The organism is Pseudomonas cyclaminis (genome assembly GCF_015163715.1).
Taxonomy (GTDB): Bacteria; Pseudomonadota; Gammaproteobacteria; order Pseudomonadales; family Pseudomonadaceae; genus Aquipseudomonas; species Aquipseudomonas cyclaminis.
The window spans coordinates 1-21,746 of sequence record NZ_JADDUM010000024.1 but is presented as its reverse complement, the minus strand read 5'-3'; the positions used below and the strand labels follow the sequence as shown (position 1 = coordinate 21,746).

The 21,746-nt window shown below is 56.5% G+C and carries 19 protein-coding genes and 6 pseudogenes; 21 read left to right on the top strand and 4 right to left on the bottom strand.

Going from position 1 to position 21,746, the window contains the following annotated elements:
- The first annotated feature begins 141 nt into the window (after positions 1–141).
- From tnpA to IQK56_RS31000, 7 genes and pseudogenes are all read left to right on the top strand, one after another.
- A complete protein-coding gene (gene tnpA / locus IQK56_RS03075; RefSeq protein ID WP_224795000.1) occupies positions 142–528 on the top strand; it encodes an IS66-like element accessory protein TnpA in 387 nt (128 codons plus the stop codon).
- Positions 525–869 (top strand): IS66 family insertion sequence element accessory protein TnpB, encoded by a 345-nt coding sequence (gene tnpB / locus IQK56_RS03070; RefSeq protein ID WP_193862307.1) that lies wholly within the window; start codon positions 525–527, stop codon positions 867–869. Before tnpA ends, tnpB begins: the two co-directional genes overlap by 4 nt.
- Positions 870–904: 35 nt before the next feature.
- Complete coding sequence (gene tnpC, locus IQK56_RS03065) at positions 905–2,410, top strand: IS66 family transposase (protein ID WP_193901530.1); 1,506 nt, start codon at positions 905–907, stop codon at positions 2,408–2,410.
- A gap of 3 nt (positions 2,411–2,413) precedes the next feature.
- A complete protein-coding gene (locus IQK56_RS03060) occupies positions 2,414–2,992 on the top strand; it encodes a plasmid pRiA4b ORF-3 family protein (protein WP_193862306.1) in 579 nt (192 codons plus the stop codon).
- A gap of 226 nt (positions 2,993–3,218) precedes the next feature.
- Positions 3,219–3,440, top strand: a pseudogene (locus IQK56_RS03055) (transposase domain-containing protein); the annotation flags it as partial.
- A gap of 59 nt (positions 3,441–3,499) precedes the next feature.
- Positions 3,500–3,937 (top strand): GNAT family N-acetyltransferase, encoded by a 438-nt coding sequence (locus IQK56_RS03050; RefSeq protein ID WP_193862305.1) that lies wholly within the window; start codon positions 3,500–3,502, stop codon positions 3,935–3,937.
- Between the two features lie 70 nt (positions 3,938–4,007).
- A pseudogene (locus IQK56_RS31000) lies at positions 4,008–4,094 on the top strand (ParA family protein); the annotation flags it as partial.
- A gap of 48 nt (positions 4,095–4,142) precedes the next feature.
- Here the strand turns inward: IQK56_RS31000 and IQK56_RS03045 are convergent.
- Positions 4,143–5,066, bottom strand: a complete 924-nt coding sequence (locus IQK56_RS03045; RefSeq protein WP_246500127.1) for an Abi family protein — start codon at positions 5,064–5,066, stop codon at positions 4,143–4,145.
- Between the two features lie 683 nt (positions 5,067–5,749).
- Between IQK56_RS03045 and IQK56_RS03040 the strand changes: the two are divergent.
- The 11 genes and pseudogenes from IQK56_RS03040 to IQK56_RS02990 form a co-directional block, all read left to right on the top strand.
- Positions 5,750–6,274 (top strand): annotated as a pseudogene (locus IQK56_RS03040) (POTRA domain-containing protein); the annotation flags it as partial.
- A gap of 175 nt (positions 6,275–6,449) precedes the next feature.
- Positions 6,450–6,659 carry a hypothetical protein gene (locus IQK56_RS03035; RefSeq protein ID WP_206691726.1) on the top strand — a complete coding sequence of 70 codons (210 nt, stop codon included), beginning with the start codon at positions 6,450–6,452 and terminating at the stop codon, positions 6,657–6,659.
- A gap of 100 nt (positions 6,660–6,759) precedes the next feature.
- On the top strand, positions 6,760–7,143 hold the full coding sequence (locus IQK56_RS03030; protein ID WP_206691725.1) for a cysteine peptidase family C39 domain-containing protein: 384 nt from the start codon (positions 6,760–6,762) through the stop codon (positions 7,141–7,143).
- On the top strand, positions 7,118–7,408 hold the full coding sequence (locus IQK56_RS03025; RefSeq protein ID WP_150762410.1) for a hypothetical protein: 291 nt from the start codon (positions 7,118–7,120) through the stop codon (positions 7,406–7,408). Before IQK56_RS03030 ends, IQK56_RS03025 begins: the two co-directional genes overlap by 26 nt.
- A gap of 226 nt (positions 7,409–7,634) precedes the next feature.
- Positions 7,635–8,282, top strand: coding sequence for a hypothetical protein (locus tag IQK56_RS03020; RefSeq protein ID WP_193862302.1), 648 nt, complete (start codon positions 7,635–7,637; stop codon positions 8,280–8,282).
- 6 nt (positions 8,283–8,288) lie between these two features.
- Positions 8,289–8,729 (top strand): hypothetical protein, encoded by a 441-nt coding sequence (locus IQK56_RS03015; RefSeq protein ID WP_193862301.1) that lies wholly within the window; start codon positions 8,289–8,291, stop codon positions 8,727–8,729.
- Positions 8,730–10,053: 1,324 nt separating this feature from the next.
- Positions 10,054–10,284, top strand: a complete 231-nt coding sequence (locus IQK56_RS03010; RefSeq protein ID WP_193862300.1) for an SEL1-like repeat protein — start codon at positions 10,054–10,056, stop codon at positions 10,282–10,284.
- A gap of 239 nt (positions 10,285–10,523) precedes the next feature.
- Complete coding sequence (locus tag IQK56_RS30995) at positions 10,524–11,102, top strand: hypothetical protein (RefSeq protein WP_224794035.1); 579 nt, start codon at positions 10,524–10,526, stop codon at positions 11,100–11,102.
- A gap of 307 nt (positions 11,103–11,409) precedes the next feature.
- A complete protein-coding gene (locus IQK56_RS03000; protein WP_193901529.1) occupies positions 11,410–12,672 on the top strand; it encodes a serine hydrolase domain-containing protein in 1,263 nt (420 codons plus the stop codon).
- A gap of 116 nt (positions 12,673–12,788) precedes the next feature.
- Positions 12,789–14,125 (top strand): annotated as a pseudogene (locus IQK56_RS02995) (alginate export family protein).
- A 39-nt stretch (positions 14,126–14,164) separates the two neighbouring features.
- Complete coding sequence (locus IQK56_RS02990; protein ID WP_193862298.1) at positions 14,165–15,268, top strand: polyamine ABC transporter substrate-binding protein; 1,104 nt, start codon at positions 14,165–14,167, stop codon at positions 15,266–15,268.
- 225 nt (positions 15,269–15,493) lie between these two features.
- On the opposite strand, the gene IQK56_RS02985 is transcribed toward IQK56_RS02990, so the two are convergent.
- Both IQK56_RS02985 and IQK56_RS02980 read right to left on the bottom strand, forming a co-directional pair.
- A complete protein-coding gene (locus tag IQK56_RS02985; protein WP_122305881.1) occupies positions 15,494–16,105 on the bottom strand; it encodes a TetR/AcrR family transcriptional regulator in 612 nt (203 codons plus the stop codon).
- 85 nt (positions 16,106–16,190) lie between these two features.
- Positions 16,191–17,930: a sigma-54-dependent Fis family transcriptional regulator gene (locus IQK56_RS02980; RefSeq protein ID WP_122305882.1), complete on the bottom strand. Its 1,740-nt coding sequence runs from the start codon at positions 17,928–17,930 to the stop codon at positions 16,191–16,193.
- Between the two features lie 269 nt (positions 17,931–18,199).
- On the opposite strand from IQK56_RS02980, the pseudogene IQK56_RS02975 reads away from it, so the two are divergent.
- The 3 genes and pseudogenes from IQK56_RS02975 (at position 18,200) to IQK56_RS02965 (ending at position 21,517) form a co-directional block, all read left to right on the top strand.
- Positions 18,200–19,676 (top strand): annotated as a pseudogene (locus tag IQK56_RS02975) (benzaldehyde dehydrogenase).
- Positions 19,677–19,720: 44 nt separating this feature from the next.
- The gene (locus IQK56_RS02970; protein ID WP_150677068.1) at positions 19,721–20,488 is read left to right on the top strand and encodes a coniferyl-alcohol dehydrogenase; all 768 of its coding nucleotides are present in this window, start codon (positions 19,721–19,723) and stop codon (positions 20,486–20,488) included.
- An 81-nt stretch (positions 20,489–20,569) separates the two neighbouring features.
- The gene (locus IQK56_RS02965) at positions 20,570–21,517 is read left to right on the top strand and encodes a SphA family protein (RefSeq protein ID WP_193862297.1); all 948 of its coding nucleotides are present in this window, start codon (positions 20,570–20,572) and stop codon (positions 21,515–21,517) included.
- Here the strand turns inward: IQK56_RS02965 and IQK56_RS02960 are convergent.
- Positions 21,495–21,746: pseudogene (locus IQK56_RS02960) on the bottom strand (3-(3-hydroxy-phenyl)propionate transporter MhpT); the annotation flags it as partial. The gene IQK56_RS02965 and the pseudogene IQK56_RS02960 overlap by 23 nt on opposite strands.

The window sequence follows — 21,746 nt, the reverse complement described above, 5'->3', positions numbered from 1 at the left end:
GGCGTCTTTTTTCGTTTCTGAGGAAAACCACTGAAAACCAGGGTAATCCAGTACGTTTAAGTACCTTTTCCGTAACCGTCCGGCCAACACCCTCTCCTGACATCTCTCCAAATTCGCCAAGATAGTGGACACCATTTTTTAGTGGACACTATCTTGGATATAGCTCCAGCACGTTGCCCAGGTCGCCGCCCGAACTTCCCACCAGATTTCAAACGCAAAGTCGTCGAGGCCTCTTACCGGCCCGGCGCCTCCGTGTCGTTGATCGCTCGAGAACACGACGTCAATGCCAACACGGTCTTTCGTTGGCGACAGCAATATCAGGACGGGGCTTTTGGCCCGCTCAGCCAGAGCGCAAAGCTGCTCCCTGTCGAGGTGATCGAAGCGCCTATCGAATTGCCGCCGCCAGCGCCGCTGCCGCCAGAATGCCATTCCGAGATCCTTATAGAAGTAGGAAAAACCAAGCTGCGTATCACCGGCAAGCCTGACCCTCAAACCTTGCAACTCACCTTGCAGCAGTTACTGCGATGATCGCCCCACCCGCAGGAACCCGCATCTGGATCGCTGCTGGAGTCACCGACATGCGTCGTGGCTTCCACGGTTTGGCGGCTCTGGTGCAAACACAGCTGGAAGCCGATCCTTTCTCCAGTCAGATCTTTGCCTTTCGCGGACGACGTGGTGATCGCATCAAATTGCTGTGGTGGGACGGCGACGGTTTGTGTCTGTTCTGCAAACGCCTGGAACAAGGCCGTTTCGTCTGGCCCCAGGCAACCAGTGGCAGCGTATCGCTGACGACGGCGCAATTGTCGATGCTGTTGGAAGGTATTGATTGGCGCAGGCCAATTCGTACAGCACCCGTCCTCGAGGTCTGACTTTACGCGCTGAAAATCCTTAGTAATATTCGGCCATGACCCACATGACCGATGCTTTGCCAAATGATCTTCACGCCTTAAAGGCCCTGGTCTCTGCCCAGCGGGCAGAGATTGAGCGTCTGAAAATGATGAACGCCAAGTTGCGGCGCACGCAGTTCGGTCGTAGCTCTGAGCAATTGGACGCGATGATTGATCAGCTCCAACTGAGCCTTGAAGAACTGGAAGTCAGCCAGGCTGAAGTGACGTCAGTCACGGAGCCCGCACCGCGCACTGTTTCCCGTCGCAAGCCATTGCCCGAGCATCTCCCGCGCGAAATTCATGTCCATCAACCCGATCCGCAATGCTCTGGTTGTGGTGGGATGCTTCGCCAGTTGGGAGAGGATGTATCTGAGGTGCTGGAATACGTCCCGGCACGATTCAAGGTGGTTCGCCACGTTCGACCCAAGCTGGTTTGTCGCTGCTGCGAGCACATCGCTCAAGTGCCCGCGCCGAGCCGCCCGATAGCTCGGGGCCTTGCAGGCCCAGGGCTACTGGTTCATGTGCTGGTGTCTAAGTTCGTTGACCACCTTCCTTTGTATCGGCAGTCCGAGATTTACGCCCGCGAGGGTGTAGATCTGGAGCGCTCGACCTTGGCCGACTGGGTCGGCCAAAGCAGCCAGTTGCTCAGACCGTTGGTCAACGCACTCAAGGCCCATGTCATGAGCGGCCACAAAGTCCACGCCGACGACACTCCGATTGGCGCACTCGCTCCTGGCACCGGCAAAACCAAAACGGCGCGTCTGTGGACCTATGTCCGCGACGACCGTCCCGCCGGTTACACGATACCGGCGGCGGTGTGGTTTGCTTATTCGCCGGATCGCAAGGGGCTGCATCCGCGCGCTCACCTCAAAGACTTCAGCGGGATTTTGCAGGCCGACGGCTACGCGGGTTTTGCTCAGCTATATAGCTCGGGCAGTGTTCAGGAGGCGGCATGCTGGGCTCACGCCCGACGCAAGTTTTACGACGTTTACAAAGACCAGTCCTCGCCGCTTGCCGCCGAAGTGCTGCAACGGATCGCAGTGCTCTATGCCATTGAGCGTGAGGTTCGCGGCCAACCGCCCGACCAGCGAAAAGCGGCTCGGCAAAGCCGAGCCAGCCCGTTGCTGGAGCAGTTGCACGCGTGGCTCAACCAGACGCTGGCTCAGGTGTCGAAGAAGTCGACAGTGGGGAATGCGATTACCTATGCCCTCAATCGGTGGCAGGCGCAGGTGCGCTACTGCGATGACGGTCGAATTGAAATCGACAACAACGCTGCCGAACGAGCGTTGCGTGCCGTGGCTTTGGGTAGGAAAAACTACCTGTTCGTCGGTTCTGATGCCGGTGGAGAACGGGCTGCTGCGATTTATAGCCTGGTGGGTTCCGCCAGGCTCAACCACCTGAATCCGCAATCATATTTGACCTACGTACTGGAGCGTATTGCCGAGCATCCGGTTAATCGGATTGACGAGTTGCTGCCTTGGAACGTTTTTCTAACCCCCACAGAAATTAGCGAGGCTGCCTGACCCATGGCCAACAATATCCGTTTACTAAGACCCGAGCCTGATTTGTTGCTGCTGCACATAGAATTGAAGTGGGTCGAGCCCACTGTCTGGCGCCGCGTAGCGGTGCCAGAGAACATTACCTTGGACACATTGCACGCCGTGATCCAGGTCGCGATGGGGTGGGACGACGACCATCTACATGAGTTTGAAATAGCCGGTGAAACCTACGGAATTCCTGACCCCGATGGGTGGGGCCCTCCCGTACGCGCGGAGATTCGTAAGACTCTGGCGAGTGCTCTGAACGGAAAAAGGTCATTCCGATATCTCTATGATTTTGGTGACGGCTGGGATCATCGCATTAAGGTTGGAAAGAGGCTGCCCCCTGCGGCATGCCCTCAAGTGCCATATTGTGTCGAAGGTGCCAATGCTTGCCCGCCAGAAAATATCGGCGGTTGGCCAGGATATTCCGCGTTCCTTGAGGTAATGGCAGATCCTGGCCACCCCGAGTATGAAAATATGTTGGAGTGGCATGGAGATGACTTTGACCCGGCAGCATTTGACGCGGAGCGCGTTAACCAGAGGCTAAAGAGTATTAGAGGATGAGTTGAAAGGCGGTGGTGCTCGGACGGTTACCGTCCAGCAGCATGTAGTGGTCAACTGATCTTGAGATCTATCACCTGCGCTGCCCAAGGGTAGGACAATTTGCCAATGTCGATGATGTATAACCGGGTGCCTGAAGGTGCCTTCGCAGAGGCTTGAGCCGTGTGCTGGGAAACTCGCATGCACGGTTCTTAGGGGGTTGGACGCGGGTAACCGCGTCTGACTACCCGACAACCAGATCCGACCATGGGCTCTTGGACGCAAGAACTGGCTCTTTGCAGGCTCGCTACGCAGCGGTAAACGAGCGGCGGCGATCATGAGTCTGATCCAGTCAGCGCGGTTGAATGGTCATGATCCGTACGCCTATTTGAAGGATGTTCTCACGCGGCTGCCGACTCAGCGGGCGAGTGAAGTCGATCAGTTGCTGCCGCATAAGTGGGGCCACCTTTGATTACGTCATGTATGTAAGGATACTTTCCATCGCGTTGATGGAATACAACGGAGTACGTCATGGAAAAAACAATCAGACTCGCCAATCCGGCAGATATCAATGCCATTTTTGATATTCGAACCAGTGTTCAGGAAAACCACTTGTCTCATGATCAGTTGGCGGAGATGGGCATTACCCCCGAAACTATACGACAGGCAATTTTAGAGACTCCATGTGCTTGGGTCGCCGAAGTCGATGGTGTTCCCGTAGGTTTTTCCATGGTTGATGTTGAGGATGGTTGTGTGTTCGCTGCTTTCGTTCTTCCTGAGTTTGAGGGGCGCGGGTTGGGGAGCAGCCTGATGAATAAAGCGGAGGCTTGCCTATTTCAACACCACCAAACGATATGGCTAGAAACCGCTGAAGCAAGCCGCGCGAGTGGCTTCTACCGAAATCTCGGCTGGCAACCCGTGGAAAATTTACCAGAAGGTGATGTTCGCTTTGAAAAGTGCCTGAAATAACAACTCAAAATGTATTGATCAGAGGCTAGGTGGGCGTGCGCCTAATCATGCAAGGTGTGTTTGGCGGACGCTTACCGATAGAGGGATCCGCACCCTGCTCATCGATCTGGATAGTCAGCCCTCGCTGTCCTCGTTCTATGCCCTATCGCATGAGGCGCTTGATGGTGTTTGTTATTGCTGACTTTCGGACGATGAAGACAGGATTTCAGATGCCGAACAAGTGCCGTGGGAACCCATCTTCGGACGGAAGCCCAAGAGAGCCGAACGGGCACCCAGGAAGGTTCGGTTTGGAATCAATGACATCCGCTACATGCCGAATCCAGTCTGAGCTTGGTCCGATACGCTGTACCAGGAACCAGATGATAGCTATCTGTCCATAAAGACGGGTCAGTGCACTGTGATCCAACTTCAACGTTTGGAAGTATGGCTCTGCAGGAAGGTCAGGGAGCGCATTCGCTGATACCTGGTTCCAAATACGACTGTGATGTGCACAGCGATTTCGAAGGGTGTTAATTTCTTGCAGCCAAAGCTTGAGTGTCCTGGTGTTCGAGACGCCCAGGCGCTGTGCGATACGGTTTTGGTGGTTGCCTTTGAGTATCTCGTAGTACTTGGAGAGCGTACCGAAATCCCAGGCCTCAATGGCTACCCAGAAAGGAATCGCCTTGCGGTTTCGTTTGTGCCACTCAATGCAGTCCTCTTGGCTGCGGGCAACTAGACCGTTTTGTCTTTCAAGCCACTCTAGCCAGGTGTTGCGTTGCCTTTTGCTTCTATCCGTCCAGTTTTGGGTCTGCTTTGGGACGATGAAACTGGGATCCGTATAGGCCAACGCGCCGTAATACCCGACTTCATGGGCAGTGACAGTTCGAACGTGGATCTCGATCCGCTCAATGGCATCAAGCATTAACTGGCGCAGCTTTTTGTCGAAAAGGTAAAGGCTAAACGCGTCGTCGAATGTGGCATCTGGAAGGAAGGCGTTTTGTCGAAGGGGCTTTTGGGTCACATCGCAGAGCACAACATTCTGCAGGTGGTCTCGTACAAAATCACGAGCCGGGAACCAGTAACCGCTCAGACGGTAGTAGCCTACCTGAGCGAGTTTGCGTTCCGAACGGGCTGGGTTGGCAATGCCCATACCGCGTTCAATCAGTAACGCAACGAGGTCTGGGTAAGTCCGAAAGGGCTTCGGTGGCGAGAGCTGTTGCAACTTCCATGTTCCATAAACAAGAAGGCCCGAACATAGAGCTGGACAAGCCAGCCCCAGAGGATCGGGCGCTATTGGGTCCAATTTTCGGCTATCAGCGTCTCAGTGTCAATCGACTGGCATCGTGCGTGAGTCGGCTGAGTGTATAGGACTAACAGCGCCTGAGAGCTTTGGTGAATTTATGTGTTTGTCACTTTTTATTAATCTTGAGTGGGCTGGAGAGGGGTAGAGTTTGGGCGCTAATGGGCAGTAGTGTTCAGGTGCCGGTACAGGTTCCGAACGCGCCGGTTCAACGGGTATGCATCACTGGCCGCACTCGTCGAAGAACAGCTCAATCAAACAGTCGCATCACGATTGACCGATTTTCTGCCATAGAAACTGCCGGCCATGCCAAAGGTGCAAATCCACCTTCTTATTACCTTGCCAGGTACCGGTCTGGACTGGATGTTCGTGGTTTTTGTTAAGTGCCTGATGTTAAACAAATTATTTTTTAAGGCTGAAACTGATTATGTGTCACCGCTGAAACAAATCCGTACATTTAATTGACGCCAATAAAGTGCCACCATATGATCCGCGCCAATTGATGGCATCAGGCCATATAGAGGGATCTAGAAATGTGGCGTTCGGTACACCGGACCAGGCTCAGCTTGTTGTCCGCTTTTTTTTGCCTGGGCTTTGCTGGGACCGCTCAAGGCGCTACCCCGCAGAACACGCCGGGCGTCACTGATCTGATCCGTGACCGCCAGGACCGCCTGCTCGAAGAACAGCAGCGGCGCCTCGAAGAACTCAAGGACCTGCCCGGTAAATCCGCCGCCCCTGCAGCACCGACTACCCCTGTCGACACCCGCTGCTTCCCGATCAAGACCATCGAACTGGCTGGCGCCGACTCGCTGTCCGAAGGCGAGCGCGCCGAGTGGATCAAGCCCTATATCGGCCAGTGCCTGGGCGTGCCGCAACTGAACGAAGTGCTCAAGGTCATCACCGACCGTTACCTGGCCAAAGGCTTGGTCACAAGCCGCGCTTACCTGCCGCAGCAAGACCTCTCCAGCGGCAACCTCAAAATCCAGGTGGTCGAGGGCAAACTCGAAAGCCTGAAGGGCGCCGAAGGCAGTGGCATTTCCGATCGCCAGCTATTTATGTGATTAAATAAATCTGACCCCTTTCTCCTCTGATGGCACTAGGGAGTTCCGTATCGACTCAGGATCTATATCAGGAGCACACGCTCCGGGAGTTCCGCATGTACATTTCGGAGTTAAAGATCCTGTGACTGGAAAATATATTTCTAACAATCATGTTCCCTATGCGGACTAGGATATGGATATGTCTATCGTTCGGAAGGGTATTGTTATCACTGGCGAATATTCTGGCTGGGAAATTGTTGTTGCTGACGACCGTGATGGCGACACTGGCGGGTATTATCTTTACTTGAAGAAAAGTGATCTTGAAGGGTTTGACTACTGGTTCGAGCATGAGGCAGGGCTTCAGGCTCAGCTAGTTGATTTTGAGGTGGAGTGGATAGTTTAGTAAGTTAATTAGCATGGCTTTTATTTGGCCGTCGGTACAAAAGAAATAAAGCTGGGACTGGTGGGACTTGGAATGTTTTGGACGGATTGCTAGCCCTAACGTGGTAAAGCAATCCACTCCTACAGCTTGCGGTGCTGCCTGTGGTGAGATGCTGTTGAAGGATCGAGGTGTTCTTACTTCTCAGGTTGATCTTGGAACCGAGCTTACTTCCATTACCTCCTTGGCGAGTAAATCAAATACAGCTGATTCTGGTTGGGTTGGGAATGCAGTCGATGTATCTAGCTTCAATGCACTCAATAAAACTGGCTCTTGGAGTGCAATGATGTGGGATTCTGGAAATAAAGTAGGGCACTGGGTCGTGGTTGATGGAGTGGATGACGTTGGCAGGGTGTTGATTAAAGATCCTTTTAATGGTACGCAGTACAAAATGGGCGTTAAAGAGTTTAAGGATGTGTGGAATGGTCATTCCGTCTATAAACAGTAAGGTTTTTGTTCAGTCAATTGTTTACTCAGATATTACCTCTGAGATAATTTATGTCTTTTCGAATGATGGAGTTGAAAGTGAGTATTCTGGAAGGCTGCACGATAATTTAGGTATAAAAGGAATAGAGTATAGTGACGAACTGGAGACTTTCTTGATATTACTTATGTCAATAGATTCGCGCGTATCAAAGAAGTTGCATGCCCTATCTTTGGATTATGTTGAAGGAAAAATTTTAAATTTTCCAGTGGTTTTGATTTCACCGTAATTAGTTGGTGCAAAAGCGATGGGAGAATTAGCTAGTTCTGGTGGGAAATCCACCGTTGTTTATTTGCAGAAATCGGGGGCAGGCCACGTTTTTATAAAGGCCAGAAAAATTGCTCTTTAAAAAAAGAGAATAGTGGTCTGACCCGAATGGCACTTATATTCAGGCAAATCCAGAAAAAGCAGAAGCGGTTGGCTATGTTCTTGCCCTGTCTCAAGGGCCTAAAGGGATGATCCAAATTTTAGTCGGTAAGGCCATTCAGGAAACTTCATATGGTGCGGAGTTAGCTAAGAAAATAGATGATCTTCAGACTAGGCTGGGTAAAGCATTAGCCGAAAAAATGTTGGGCAGTGAGTTAAATGCTGAAGAAGATGATTATGACTATTTTGTAGGTGGTGGGAAACTAATTAATAGTGTATTGACCGGTGCGCTACCAGGGATTCCAAAGAAAAAAGTCACTACGCCTATCACTGTCAAAGACCGAGCCATTGATCATTTTGGCGATAAAAAAGATCCCGAGACGATCTTGGGCGGGCCGCATAAGGATACGAGCAAGCCAGTCAATGATAAATTAGACTCTCACCATTGCCCAGCTAAGGGATGTTACGCAGGTGCTCCTATTAGTTCGGAAAATGGACCAGCCATCAAAATGGACCCCAAGGACCACCGAGATACTGCCAGTCACGGCAGCTCGAAAGATGCACAAGCCTATCGTGCCAAGCAAGAAGAATTGCTAAGCCAAGGAAAGCTAAAAGAGGCTATTCAAATGGATGTGGATGATATAAAAAGTAAATTTGGTAGCAAATACGACGATGCGATCAAACAGATGCTTGACTATGCTGATACACTGAATCCCGATGATTTCAAAAAAAGGTGATCTATTATGACTTTTGACTTCAGGGCGCCTGGTTCACTTGGCCCCATCGCATATGAAATGGAAAGGGCGGAGGTCCGCGCTTGTCTTGGGGCTAACTTTAGGTGTTTCAAGAAAACATTTTTATCAACGAATACGCTTGATGCTTTTGACTCTCAGGGTATGAATGTTTATTACTCTGATAACGATCGAGTGAAAGGGGTTGAGCTATTTCGCGATAGCAAATTTACTTGGATGGGTGAGAGTTTGTTGGGGGGGGGTTACATTGATTTGAAAAAGTTTCTTTCTGATCATAGTATAAATTTTCATCCTAATGATTCAGGTGTTGAAGTGGATGCCTATGGGGTGAGTTTTTATATTCCTGATATTAGTGATGAAATGGATGAGGCAGTAGTTGAGAGCGTTTATATTGATTTTTGCGTGGGCCAAACGTCGGTTGTGCCGCATTAATTTTTTGAAAAAAAGCGCGCATTTGAACAGCATGTGATTAGACTAAAGTTGTATTATTAGATAGCTGATAATTAAAATGTGGACTGGTCCGTTGCCTGTTGCCGGTTCTAAAATTAAATAATGATTTTAAATATATAAGTCGCATTTGGACCTGATGTGTTGACGCTAAGTGGGTATAGTTATCCTATGCCCATTGACTTGAAGGTTGAAATGGATATTCGCTATTTTTTGTAACGGGCATCCGGTGTCACCACTCCCTGGTGTAGCACGGACGGGTTGGGACCTAATTGGGGAGATATTCTTGCTTGTCTACTGATAAATGATGGAGGGAAGCCTTTTTTCGAAACTATTTCCTGTCTAGATGGGGGCTGAATAGAGTGATGGCAGAGAGGCGCGCAGATGAAGCCTCTATTGACTGGGACCGCGATGCCTGGGCAACCCATATTTCGAGGAATGAAGTAAAAATTTATCCACTTTATGATGAAGAGTTTTCAGTCACTGTAAATTTGGATGACTTCGAAACGGCTTTGCGAGGTTGGAAGGAGTTTCTCATATGATTGTAAGGTATCGGAAGAGTTGCTGTATAAGGCGTAACGCGTACCGTTAGCCTAAAATATATTTTTGGTGTTTAAGTAATTTTAACTAATCTCCCTCTATCCATTCACCCATTGCCACCATCTGAAGTACGCCATGCGGAAGTCAACTGGGTCAGATACATATTGGATATGACTCGGTAGCTGACTGCGGGCGCCTCCTTTTCCTACAAGTCATTGTTTTTGCCACGCTTTGACAAGCCAACCCAACACGACTAACTTTCGTGACGTGACGCATTCATGCGACCCACGCTATGCAGCAATTCCATCTCTCCACCACGTTTTTCAGGGTCCCTGTGCGCCTACTAGGTAGCAAATGACTGTTAATCATTGGGTCCTGGTTCAAGTCCGCCAACCCAATCGTACAGCGTGATTTGTAGAAAACAGCTTCTAATCCTTCGATTCAGCGGTGCCCCCCCACGAAGGTAGCGTTATTTGTATCTACTAAGAGTAAGCCGGTTAACACACTGTTAAACCCAAACTTTTTTGATTTCAGCGGATGCATGGACGCATGTTCAAATCTCTACCCGTCCTATTACTTTTCACCCTGGTCACAGGCTGTCAGAACCTGACACGACCTGCCGATTACGATTCTTCTCTGGTGGGCTTCCGATGAATGATGATCGCCGGTGAGAAGCCCTTTGAACGGGCCAATCTGCGTTATATCGAACGCTATGCCGATTATGGAAATGCCACGTGCAAGACCATGCTGGGCAAGATGTACCAGGAGGGTGGCTACGGCGTCGATCAAGATTTCAAAGGCGCGGGTGCTGTTCGTCGAGTCGGCCAAGCTGAACCCGGCCCGCTATGTTCTGCTGGGTCAGATGGCCGAGCGGGGTGAAGGTGAGGCGGTGGGCTACGTCAAGGCCCGCGATCTTTATCGTCGCTCGGGCAAGAATGCGGTGCTGCAGCTTGGGCGATTGATGGAGGCGGGCGAAGGTGGGCCGCACATAGTCCTGTAGTTGATTGGCTTGTCGTTCCCTCGGGTGATGTCGGTGACCCAAAATCACGCGTTGATGCTACACAGATCCGGGTTCACCGGCAGCGGGTCCCGCAGTAGTTGTCCCATTGAATTTGTGGCGTTTTTGACAAGCTTTACTCGTCATGTCGTTGTTTTTTTACTATTATCGGTTAGCTGCGCACTCAAGGAAGAGAGGCTGAGTGCCTTGAGGCTGGTAGAAACTTTACCCTCGATCATTGAATGAGTTCTTACCTCTACCCCGAACGTAATGACTCAGCCAACCATAATTACCCCTTGGTGGAACCGATGAATAAAATTTGTGGCATCGTTGTATCGGTAGGGCTCGCCCTCTCTGGATGCGCTACGAAAACTCCAGAAAAACCTGGAGTGACTCCAGAACCTGTCGTCGTCCAGCAATCACCAGCTGAAGTCTCCACCCCGGCAGCCGCAAACCCATCTGAGGGTTATTCTGTGCGGTATGAGTCTGCCTCTGCAAACGCCGCTGCTGACGCCCCGGTCACTGTCTCGCCCCATACCACTAAGCCAGAACCAGAAGCGAGCTCAAACGTCTATAGCGCTGAGCAATGCCGCAAAGAGCTCGATGTTTTGAAGGTTTACAACAAGGCGTCGTACAACAAATACGAAGCGGAATACCAGGTCATTGCCAGCAAGACGGGCAAATACATGGAAATCAAAGATTCCATAAGCCCTGATATCAACGATATGGTGATGCCGGCTTATCAATTTCAAATTCGTGAGTTCTGCTTCCGAGTCAAGAGCCGCCTGACGCAGCTTGTGATTCGCCAAGCCAGGCAGTGATTGCTTCAGGGCGCGATTTACGCCAGCCAAGGACACGCTGAAAAAGACGTCCACCGCAGGTGAAATAGTCGCCGCCCGGGAATCCACACAGCGATTCCGAAGAAGCATAAAGTCAGGTTCTCAAAAAAGACGCTACGGCGTCTTTTTTCGTTTCTGCGATAAACCGCTGAAGCCCGGGCTGGCGTGTAGCTCGATGTCCTGTGAAATTAAGGCTACCCTCTAAAAAGTTTTATTGACTAAAATAAATTATCGGATAATTATTCCTGGGCATCTGCTGTCATGCAGAGTCATCTTCAGGGTTATCCCGATGAGTCAAACCATCGCGTCCTCGCTAGCGGCGCTTTACGTCGAGGCAAACGAATCGTCATTGGCAACAGGCGTTGCCCCCTTGCTGATGCAGGGCTTTCCTGCCGAGCAGAAACACCGGGTCACGTGGCACAACTGGATGCGTGCGCCCTTCAATCAGTGGGGGTTCCGTAACCTGGCGCGGCTGCGGCCCTCTATCGATGTCTCGGCAGGCCCAGGTCCCGTGGGTACGCTCAAGGACGCGCCCAAAGCCCTGGAATCGCTGTGCTTTGACAGTGAGTGTGGGCTGAGCATCAGCGTTATCGATCACCTGGTCGCCAGCCAGACCGACGCCTTTTTGGTGATGCAGGGCGATACGGTGTTGTTCGAGCGTTACTTCAACGGGCAGCGCGCCTGTGATCGACACATCATGTTCTCGGTGACCAAGTCGCTGATCGGCACTTTGGGCGAGCAGTTGGTCACCGAAGGTGTGCTCAGGCCCGAGTTGCCCGCTGCGTACTACGTCCCCGAACTGGCGGGCAGCGCATTTGGCGATGCCACCGTGCGCCAGTTGTTCGACATGGCGGTGGGCATCGACTACAGCGAGGTCTATGACGATCCCAACTCAGCGAGTTCGCAGTACGGTTACGCCTGCGGTTTTCAACCGGCGCCGGCGACCTACGCGCAGTTCGAATCCCTGTATCAGTACTTGCCGTCCCTCAAGAAGCGCGGCAGCCACGGTGGTTTTTTCCACTATGTGACCGCGACCACCGAAGCCCTTGCCTGGGTCATGGAACGTGCCTCGGGCAGGGCCTGCAGTCAGATGCTGGAGGCGATCTGGAAGCGCTTGGGGTGCGACCGAGACGGTTATTTCATGGCCGATGCCTGGGGACGCAATGTGGCGGGGGCGGGCTTCAGCGCCACCTTGAGAGACATGGCGCGTTTCGGTCGGTTGCTGGCCAGCGATGGCCGTCACGACGGTCTTGAGTTGCTGTCGCCTGAGACCGTGGCCCGAATCGCTGCCGGCGCCGATCCGGCGATCTATGCGCAGAATGACGAGTTTTCCAGCTGGACGCCGGGAGCGTCCTATCGCAGCCAGTGGTACGTGTTCAACGACCACAGCCCAGCGCTGATGGCCGGCGGAATTCACGGCCAGTACCTGTTCATCGACAAGCCCTCCGGCGTGGTGATCGTCAAGCAATCCTCCCTGGCAGAGGCGGTCGGCCCGTTCGATGCCGACAGCGTGCGCATGCTGCGCGCCATTGCCGCCCACCTGAATCACTGACACACGCCAAACAATAAGAGTCTTGCGTTCTATTCACCTGGCCCGCCCAGGTGTTGGCGGCGCGCTGCGTCGCCATTGACTGCCCTGTAACAACAATAATTCCACAGGAGCTTCTTATGGTTTTCACCAAGCGTTTTTCCCGAGCGCTCTTAGCGGTCGGTTTACCCTTGACCACCCACGTCGCGCTGGCGGGCTACACCTTTGAGGACGGCAATCTCAAGGGTGAAGTCAATCTAACGGCGGGCGGTGGCGCCCTGTTTACCCGTGGCGTCAACTTCGGCAGTCGCCAGGTTGATGCCCGCAGCGGTAAAAATGGCGGCGCCAACATCAACTGGCAAGAGCTCTACGTCAAACCCGGCGTCAAGCTTGATTATGCGCTGCAACCCGACTTCAGCCTGCTGGCGGGCGGCTCCCTGGTGGCGGCCAGCACCTTCGGCGACGGCGACGCGGGCGGCTTCACCCGCAGCTCCGACGGCAAGGCCGCCGTCGAAGAACTCTACGCGGGTGTTCGAACCGGCGAATGGACGCTCACCGCAGGCCGCCAGAACTACATGATCGGTACGGGGTTCATCGTCATGGACGGCAACCTCGACCAGTACAAGGACGCCGCCTACTGGCTGGGGCCTCGCACCGCGTTCAAGGATTCGGCGATCCTGGCCTGGAACCATGGCGCATTCAAGTCCCAGGCATTTACCCTGCGCACCGACGACGATTTGGGCGACTTGCGCATGACCGGCGTCAACCTCGATTACAACCTCGATGACCAGGTAACCCTCGGGGCGATGGCCATGAAGGTCCATGCCTTGGGGCCTAAAGGCAGCACGTTCCCGCGTCTTCGTGACGGGATGCAGGTCTACAACGTGCGAGCGCTCAACGCCAAGGTGCCCGGTGTGCAAGCACTGACGCTCAACGCCGAGTACGCCGTGGAGCGCGGCAGCGGCGAGGGTGCCGACTACGATGCCAACGCCTGGTATGCCCAGGCGACTACGCCTTCAGCACGCTGGCGCTGACACCGATCATTGGTTATCGCTACGCGAGTTTTTCCGGTGATGACAACCTCACCGACAACCGCCAGAAAGCCTGGGACCCACTGAGCAAAGGTTTTGTCGACTGGGGCACGTGGCTCATCGGCGACGTGGTCGGCAATTACCTGCTGTTCAACAGCAACGAAAAGGTCCAGCAGTTCTCGCTCAAGACCCACCTCAGCGATACCGTGACCCTCGGCACGATTCACTACCAGTTCTGGCTGGACGAGAAAAACTACCTGGGCGCCGCAGTCAGTGAGCGGCGTTTTGCCGATGAGAGCGTGGTATTTGTCGACTGGACGCCCACGCCGTCGTTCTATACGTCGCTGTCCTACAACTGGGTCAAGCCCCTGGCTGCTGCCAAGCAGGTCTTTGGCGATGACCAGAAATTCAGTGCGCTGGAAGTGTATTTCACCTATCGCTATTAAGTGCCGCGAGCCATCGTGGCCGCGCTGGAGTGTTTCATCATGAACAGGTTTTTGCGTCACACCTTGCTGGGTACGGTTACCTCATTGCTGATCAGTGGCGTTTGCGTGGCTGAAGAACGAACGGTACGGATCTACAACTGGATCGAATACCTGCCGCCGGAAGTGCTCAAGAGCTTCCAGGAAGACACTGGCATTCGCCCGATTTATGACGTGTTTGACAGTGCCGAAACCATGGAGTCCAAGCTGCTGACGGGCAACTCCGGGTATGACGTGGTGTTCCCCGGCACCGCGAACCTCGGGCACCTGATCACCGCCGGTGCCGTCCAGCCTTTGGACCGCAAGCAGTTACCGAACTGGCAACACCTGGACCCGCAGTTCATGCAGTCCCTGGAAGCCGTGGGTGACACGGGCAATCGCTACGCCGCGCCGTACCTGTGGGGTACCACGCTGATCGGCTACAACGTCGACAAGGTGCGCAAAGCCCTTGGCCCCGACGTAAAAATGGACACCTGGGACGTCATCTTCAAGGAAGAAAACCTCGCCAAACTCGCCAGCTGTGGCGTGGGTTTCCTCGACGCGGGCAACGAGATCGTGCCTATCGCCTTGCACTATCAGGGCCTGGACCCCAACAGCCAGAAACGCGAGGACTATCCGCTGGCCCAGGCGGTGATGATGAAAATCCGTCCGTACATCACCTACTTCAACTCGTCGCGCTACGGCATGGACCTGGCCAACGGTGATATCTGTGTGGGCGTGGGCTGGTCCGGCGGCGTCGCGCTGGCCAAGCAATTGGCGGATGCCGCCGGCAAGGGCGTCAAGGTCGAGATGGCACTGCCCAAGGAAGGCGCGCCGATGTGGTCGGACGTGATGATGATTCCGGCCAATGCTCCCGACGTCACTGAGGCCCACGCGTTCATCAATTACATCCTGCGCCCGGAAGTGATTGCCCGCATCAGCAACAAGATCGGCTATCCCAACCCGAACAAGGACGCCACCGCACTGGTGGACGCCAGTATCCGCAACAACCCCAACATGTACGTGCCGGAGGAGGCGCGCAAGACGCTGTTTGCGCTTGAACCGATTCCAGCCGCGATCGAGCGCATCCGTACTCGCACCTGGACCAACATCAAGACCAACCGCTGATCAGTGTGGCCCGGTGCGTGCGCGCCGGGCTCGGCAGCTGCGACCCGAAGCTTGCGCTTGCCCGGTGAGAGTCAAGACGGAATCTACGCGTACGACGTTGCCCCTCCGTCGTAGCAGCTGTCGAGCGCAAGCGAGGCTGCGTCGGCGACACCGCCGATCCCAGGGTGTCAGTACGTACGCCACGCAGCCTCTCTGTCGTTGCACGCTGCCAGGTCGGCCATGGATTCAAGCCTGCATGCCATAGAACAGCAGCTCAGTAATGCGCCTGACCTGCAGGGAATGCGCGTCGATGTCCGGCTGCTCCTGATTCACCAGCCTGAACAGCTGCAAATGTGAGTAGTCGTTCAACAGGAACGCCGCCAGTTCCACATCGAGTTGCGGGCGCAGCTTGCCGGCCAGTTGCAGCTCGCGCAGCAGTTGGCTGATCTCGGCCCTGAGTGCATCGTTCATGGCGCGGTAGCCGGCGGGTAATGCGTTGCTGCCGCCGAACAGGATCAGTGGCAGCAATTCACGCCAGAGGCTGGGATGCATGACTTCCAGGGCATAGCCCGTCAGCAGCCGTTCCAGGTGGCAGAGCGCGTCGACCGGATCCTCGAAGTCATGGATCAGGCTGCGAGTGTCGGTGATTGCTCGCTGGTCGGCGTGGTGCAGGATTTCCAGGATGATCTCCTGCTTGTTGCCGAAATACTTGAACACCGTGGGCGCCGACACGCCAGCCTGACTGGCGATCTGTTCGATGGTGGTGTTCTGGAAACCCTGGCGCTCAAACAGTTCGATGGCCGCCTGGCTGATGGCTTGCCGGCGTTCGGCTTTCTGACGTTCACGCAGTCCGCTCACGGGTGCTCCTGGTCACGATTCAAAGGGGGTCGGTATGCCTGCAAAATACTTAATTGGGTAAAGCTTTTAAAGCACTAATTGCCGTTCAAGAGGTTTGCCGCTGATGCTTCTTCAATCGATAGGCAAATTGAGCGCGGCTAAGCCCCACAAGCCTCGCCGCCGCCGCCAGGTTGCCGGCGTTCTGTTGCAGCGCTTCGGTGATCAGGCGTGATTCAAGGCCGTCGATGGAAAACCCCTGGTCCAACTGACCGAGAGTGTCCAGCAGTGCAGGGCGCTGCGAGGGCGCGGTGTTGGACAGGCTGCCATGGTCGTCCAGGCCGTAAGGGTCCGCCGGCATCGGCTCATTGCGAAACAGGTGCACCAGATCAATGGCCTGGCCTTCGTCGCTGGCGATCAGGCCGCGCTCGATCAGGTTTTGCAGCTCGCGCACATTGCCCGCGAAGTCGTAGCGCAGCAGCACTTTCAGGGCGCGCATGGTCAGGCCCACGGGCGTGCGGGCGTATTCCTGGCAGAAGCGGGTGAGGAATGCGTTGATCAGCAGCGGGATGTCATCGCGGCGCTCACGCAATGGCGGCAGGGCGATGGGGTAGACATTCAGCCGGTAGAACAGGTCTTCGCGAAACGTGCCTTCAGCCACCGCTTTACGCAGGTCGATATTGGTGGCCGCCACCACCCGCACATCCACCTTGATGCCGTGCACGCCACCGACCCGTTCGATCTCGCGCTCCTGCAACGCCCGCAGCAGTTTGCTTTGCCCGGCCAGGCTGAGACAGGTGATTTCATCCAGAAACAGCGTGCCGCCCTGGGCCCGCTCGAAGCGCCCAGGACGTGAGTGAGTGGCGCCGGTGTACGCACCGCGTTCCACGCCGAAGAGTTCAGCTTCGATCAGGTTGTCCGGGATGGCCGCGCAATTGAGCGCCACGAACGGGCCGTCGTGGCGACGGCTGAGCTGGTGCAGCTGGCGTGCGAACATTTCCTTGCCCACGCCGGACTCACCGCTGATCAGCACGGTGGCGGGCGTCAGCGCAACGCGTTGCAAGGCCTGCATCGCGGCGTTGAACGCCGCGCTGGCGCCCACCATGGGTTGGGGCACGCTGCTGGTGGCAAGGCGGTCTACCGGGTTGTGGTGTGCGGTGGCGACGGTGCGGGTGACGGTCGAAGACACGTTCAGATAGCGCAGGTCCTGCTCGACGTCACCCCATTGTTCGGCCGTCTTGCCCACCACCCGGCAACTGCTGTGGCCCATGCCTCGGCATTCCACTTCGCGAAAAATCACCATCTGCCCGAACAGGCCACTGACAAACCCGATGGCATAGCCGGTTTCTGTCCAGCACACCGGGTCCTGCCCGATGCCGTAGGCCCCCACGTGCTCATCCGCCTCGCAGGAGTGGTGCCAGAGAAACTCGCCTTCATAAAAGCCCGAGTCGGCGTCGAACTTGAAGTGCAGCGGCTCGACCTTGGTCATGCCCTCCAGGGTATGCAGATGCGTGCCGGCGCGGAACACGGCCGCCGCATCGGCGTGCGGCCAGCGCTCGCGGATCAGCCGGGCATCCCGCGCACCGGAGGCGTAGCCGGCACGGGTGAACAGGCCACGTGCCTGCTCCAGGCCCAGGCGCTCGATGACTTCCCTGCGCAGGGCACCGAACGAGGAACTGTGCAGCAGCAACATGCGTTGGTCGTTGAGCCAGATCCGCCCGTCTTCGGGAGAGAAGAACAGGCAGTCGGTCAACTCGGCAGGCGTCGGCGAGCTGCTGTCGCTGAGTTGACGGCTGTCGCCCCGTGGATGGTAGGGCGCATCGGCTGGCGCGCTGTGGGGATTAGTCATTGTTATGCCCCTGCAAAGCGATTGAACGAAATGAGTAACTGCTCAGATAGTTACTAAACATAACCTTATCAATTGAACAAGTGCCAGCACCCCGGTTTTTGCAGCCAACCGGCGGCGGGTGAATGAGCGCTACGCGAAAGCCCCCGGCCCAGAGCCCTCCACGGTTTATGTGAGCGCCGCCGTGCACAAGCGGCACAGCCTTTGCTCAAGCCCACTTGCGGCGTTTGCACTCGTGCAGGCGATGACAATTACAAGAACCGGGAGTTGCCATGTCAGTGTCTGAAACCACCCATTTGTTACAGCGGGCCCTTGCGTCCGAATGCCTGTTCAACGGCGATTGGATCCCCGCTTCGGGAGCCGTGATCCCTGTGATCGAACCCGCCACCGGCGAACCGCTGATGCGCTGCGCCATGGCCAGTCCGGCCGATGTTGCCGTGGCCAGTCGCAGCGCGGCCCTGGCCCAACCAGCCTGGGCCGCCCTCGGTCCGCGGGAGCGCGCCGAGGTGTTTCGCAAGGCGGCGGACGTGGCGCAGCGGTCCTTCGCCGAGCTGGCGCTGTACGTTGCGCGGGAAACCGGGGGCGCGTTGTTCAAGGGCGAACACGAAGTGCGCGAGGCGATTGTGTTGCTGCATCAGGCCGCGGGCCTGTTGTCCCAGCCCCATGGTTTGGTGCTGCCCAGCGAGGCGGGGGCGCTTGTCCTATGCGCGGCGTCAGCCCCACGGCGTGGTCGGGGTGATTTCACCGTTCAATTTCCCGCTGATCCTGTCGTTGCGCTCGGTGGCCCCGGCCCTGGCCGCAGGCAATGCAGTGGTGCTCAAGCCCGACCCGCAAACCCCGGTCAGCGGTGGTTTTCTCATCGCCCGACTCTTCGAGGAAGCGGGCTTGCCCAAGGGCCTGCTGCACGTGTTGCCCGGCGACGCGCTGGCGGGTGAGGCGCTGTGCCGCGACCCCAACGTGCGCATGATCGCCTTCACCGGCTCTACGGCGGCAGGGCGCAAGGTGGCCGAGACAGCCGGGCGGCACCTGAAAAAAGTCGCGCTGGAACTGGGCGGCAAGAACCCGTTGATCATTCTCGAAGACGCCGACCTCGACCTGGCCGCCAGCAATGCCGCGTGGGGCGCGTGGCTGCATCAGGGGCAGATCTGCATGGCCACCGGGTTGATTCTGGTCCATGAGTCCATCGCCGCCAGCCTGACCCGCAAGCTGGTGGACAAGGCCCGGGCACTCACCGTGGGCAACGCCGCCCGGGGCGAGGCCGCGCTCGGCCCATTGATCAACCAGCGCCAACTGCAGCGCGTGCATGAAATCGTCAGCGACAGTCTGCAGGCAGGCGCACGGCTTGAGGCCGGTGGCGAATATGACCGGCTGTTCTACCAGCCCACCGTACTCAGTGGCGTACGGCCAGGCATGCGCGCCTTTGAGGACGAAGTGTTCGGTCCGGTGGCCACGGTGGTCAGTTTTGCCACGGACGAGGAGGCCATCGAACTGGCCAACCGCACGGAGTACGGGCTTTCGGCAGCGATCATTTCGCCCTCGGTGGGGCGTGCCATGGCCATGGGCGAACGGCTGGATTGCGGCCTGCTGCACATCAACGACCAGACCGTGGCAGACGAATGCATCAACCCCTTCGGTGGGCGCGGTGCTTCGGGCAATGGCGGCAGCGTGGGCGGGCCGGCCGACTGGGACGAATACACCCAGTGGCAATGGGTCACCGTGAAAAACACACCACCGAACTATCCCTTCTGAGCCCCGGCTCACGCATGCCTATACAACAATAAGAGGGCTTGAACATGAACCTGTACCGCAAAACCCTGATCGTGACCGGCGTGGCCTCGGGCATTGGTGCGGAAGTCGCGCGATTGGCGCGCTTCCAGGGCGCGACGGTGATCGGCGTCGATCGCCATGAACCACAGTTGACGCTCGATGGCTTTTTCCATGCTGATCTGAGCGATCCCACCAGCATCGATGCACTGGTGGCGCGTCTGCCGCAGCGGGTCGATGCGCTGTGCAACATTGCTGGCGTGCCCGGTACGGCGCCGCTGCAAACGGTGGCCGAGGTCAATTACCTGGGCTTGCGCCATCTCACTCAAGCGCTGCTGCCACGCATGCCGAAGGGCGGCAGCATCGTCAACGTGGCCTCGGTGCTCGGCGCGCAATGGCCGCAGCGGTTGGCGTTGCACAAAGCACTGGCGGCGACCGAAAGCTTCAGGGCCGGGCAGCAGTGGCTGGCGGCCAATCCGGTCGAACAGGCCACTTGTTATCAATACTTCAAGGAGGCGCTGATTGTCTGGAGCCTGCAGCAATCCCAGGGTTGGTTTCGCGACCATTCGGTGCGCATCAACTGCGTCGCGCCGGGGCCGGTGTTCACGCCGATCCTGGGCGATTTTGTCAGCATGCTCGGCCCGGAGCGGGTGGCCCAGGACAGCCAGCGCATGACCCGTCCGGCCCTGGCCGATGAGGTGGCGTCGGTGATCACGTTCCTGTGTTCGGACGCGGCGCGCTGGGTCAACGGGGTCAACCTGCCGGTGGATGGCGGGTTGGCGGCCACCTACGTGTAGGGCGCGCTACAGCGCTATGCCCCGGTGCGGAGCCACCGTGCCGGGGGTCTTGAACAACAACAAAAATACAGGACATCCAGGATGCTCAAGCCTATCTTGCGGCCGGTTGCGGCCATGACGTTTATTGCACTGTCATCCACTGCACACGCTTACGACCTGCCCGGACTCAACCTGGGCAGCACCAGTTTCTACGACGGCTCGCCAGCGCCTGCCGGGCCCGGTTGGTACCTGGAGGAATACCTGACGTATTCGCGCGCCAGCCGCTTCAATGATGCCAACGGCAACAAGCTGGCGTTACCCAGGCAGGACGTGGAAGTGGTGGCGCCGACCACGCAGATCATCTACGTCGGCCAACCCCTGGCCAATGGTGCAATGCCCGGATTCACCGTGATCAATACGTCCCTGGCCCATGTGGATGTGGACGATGGTGTGAATAACGCGGCGCTGAGTTCCCGTGCAGGTTTTGGCGACGTGGTCGTCGGTCCCTTCCTGCAACTGCCGACCCTGAGCCGCGCCGATGGCAGCCCGCTGCTGACCCAGCGGGTCGAAGTCGATGTGGCGATTCCGGTTGGTGCCTATGACCGCAAGCGCTCGATCAACCCCGGCAGCAACTTCTGGTCTTTCAACCCGTACTACGCAGCGACCTATTGGTTCAACCCGAAGTGGTCGGCCAGCGGGCGCTTCATGTACCTGTGGAATGGCAAGAATGACCAACCGTCGGCCAGCTTCGGCGATGTGTCCGACACCCAGGCCGGGCAGGCGCTGCATGCCAACCTGACGCTGCAGTACGCAATCGACCAGCAATTGAGCGTGGGCTTGAATGGCTATTGGTTGAAGCAGATCACCGACACCCAGGTGGACGGGCATGAGGTGAGTGGGCGGCGGGAAAAGGTCTGGGCCATCGGCCCAGGCCTGGTGTACGCATTCAACAAGGAGAATGTCCTGTCGGTGAATGCGTACTTTGAGCAGGAAGCGGTGAACCGCACCCAGGGCAACAAGCTGGTGCTTAACTGGTTGCACCAGTTCTAGGCAGGTTCTGGGGCGCCGCACGCACCATCACGCTGATGATGGTCAGTGCGGCGATTACCACGCCGGGGGAGGTCGCCAGCAGCACGCCGGCGGTGCCTGCACCTGCCGCAAGCAGTTGCCCGGCCGCCAGCGGCCCGGCCACCGAGCCCAGTCGGCCGATGGCCACGGCCGCACCCACGCCGGTGGCACGCACCGCCGTTGGGTAGGCGGGCGGGGCGCTGGCGTACAG

Bases quoted from the DNA above. Each gene is read 5' to 3' on its own strand.
- IQK56_RS02970 (WP_150677068.1), top strand. From the start codon at position 19,721: ATGAACCTGTACCGCAAAACCCTGATCGTGACCGGCGTGGCCTCGGGC.
- IQK56_RS03020 (WP_193862302.1), top strand. From the start codon at position 7,635: ATGATCCAAATTTTAGTCGGTAAGGCCATTCAGGAAACTTCATATGGT.
- tnpB (WP_193862307.1), top strand. From the start codon at position 525: ATGATCGCCCCACCCGCAGGAACCCGCATCTGGATCGCTGCTGGAGTC.
- tnpC (WP_193901530.1), top strand. From the start codon at position 905: ATGACCCACATGACCGATGCTTTGCCAAATGATCTTCACGCCTTAAAG.
- IQK56_RS30995 (WP_224794035.1), top strand. From the start codon at position 10,524: ATGAGTTCTTACCTCTACCCCGAACGTAATGACTCAGCCAACCATAAT.
- IQK56_RS03050 (WP_193862305.1), top strand. From the start codon at position 3,500: ATGGAAAAAACAATCAGACTCGCCAATCCGGCAGATATCAATGCCATT.
- IQK56_RS03045 (WP_246500127.1), bottom strand. From the start codon at position 5,066: ATGGGCATTGCCAACCCAGCCCGTTCGGAACGCAAACTCGCTCAGGTA.
- IQK56_RS02990 (WP_193862298.1), top strand. From the start codon at position 14,165: ATGAACAGGTTTTTGCGTCACACCTTGCTGGGTACGGTTACCTCATTG.
- IQK56_RS03060 (WP_193862306.1), top strand. From the start codon at position 2,414: ATGGCCAACAATATCCGTTTACTAAGACCCGAGCCTGATTTGTTGCTG.
- IQK56_RS03000 (WP_193901529.1), top strand. From the start codon at position 11,410: ATGAGTCAAACCATCGCGTCCTCGCTAGCGGCGCTTTACGTCGAGGCA.
- IQK56_RS03015 (WP_193862301.1), top strand. From the start codon at position 8,289: ATGACTTTTGACTTCAGGGCGCCTGGTTCACTTGGCCCCATCGCATAT.
- IQK56_RS02965 (WP_193862297.1), top strand. From the start codon at position 20,570: ATGCTCAAGCCTATCTTGCGGCCGGTTGCGGCCATGACGTTTATTGCA.
- IQK56_RS03035 (WP_206691726.1), top strand. From the start codon at position 6,450: ATGGATATGTCTATCGTTCGGAAGGGTATTGTTATCACTGGCGAATAT.
- IQK56_RS03025 (WP_150762410.1), top strand. From the start codon at position 7,118: ATGGTCATTCCGTCTATAAACAGTAAGGTTTTTGTTCAGTCAATTGTT.
- IQK56_RS02980 (WP_122305882.1), bottom strand. From the start codon at position 17,930: ATGACTAATCCCCACAGCGCGCCAGCCGATGCGCCCTACCATCCACGG.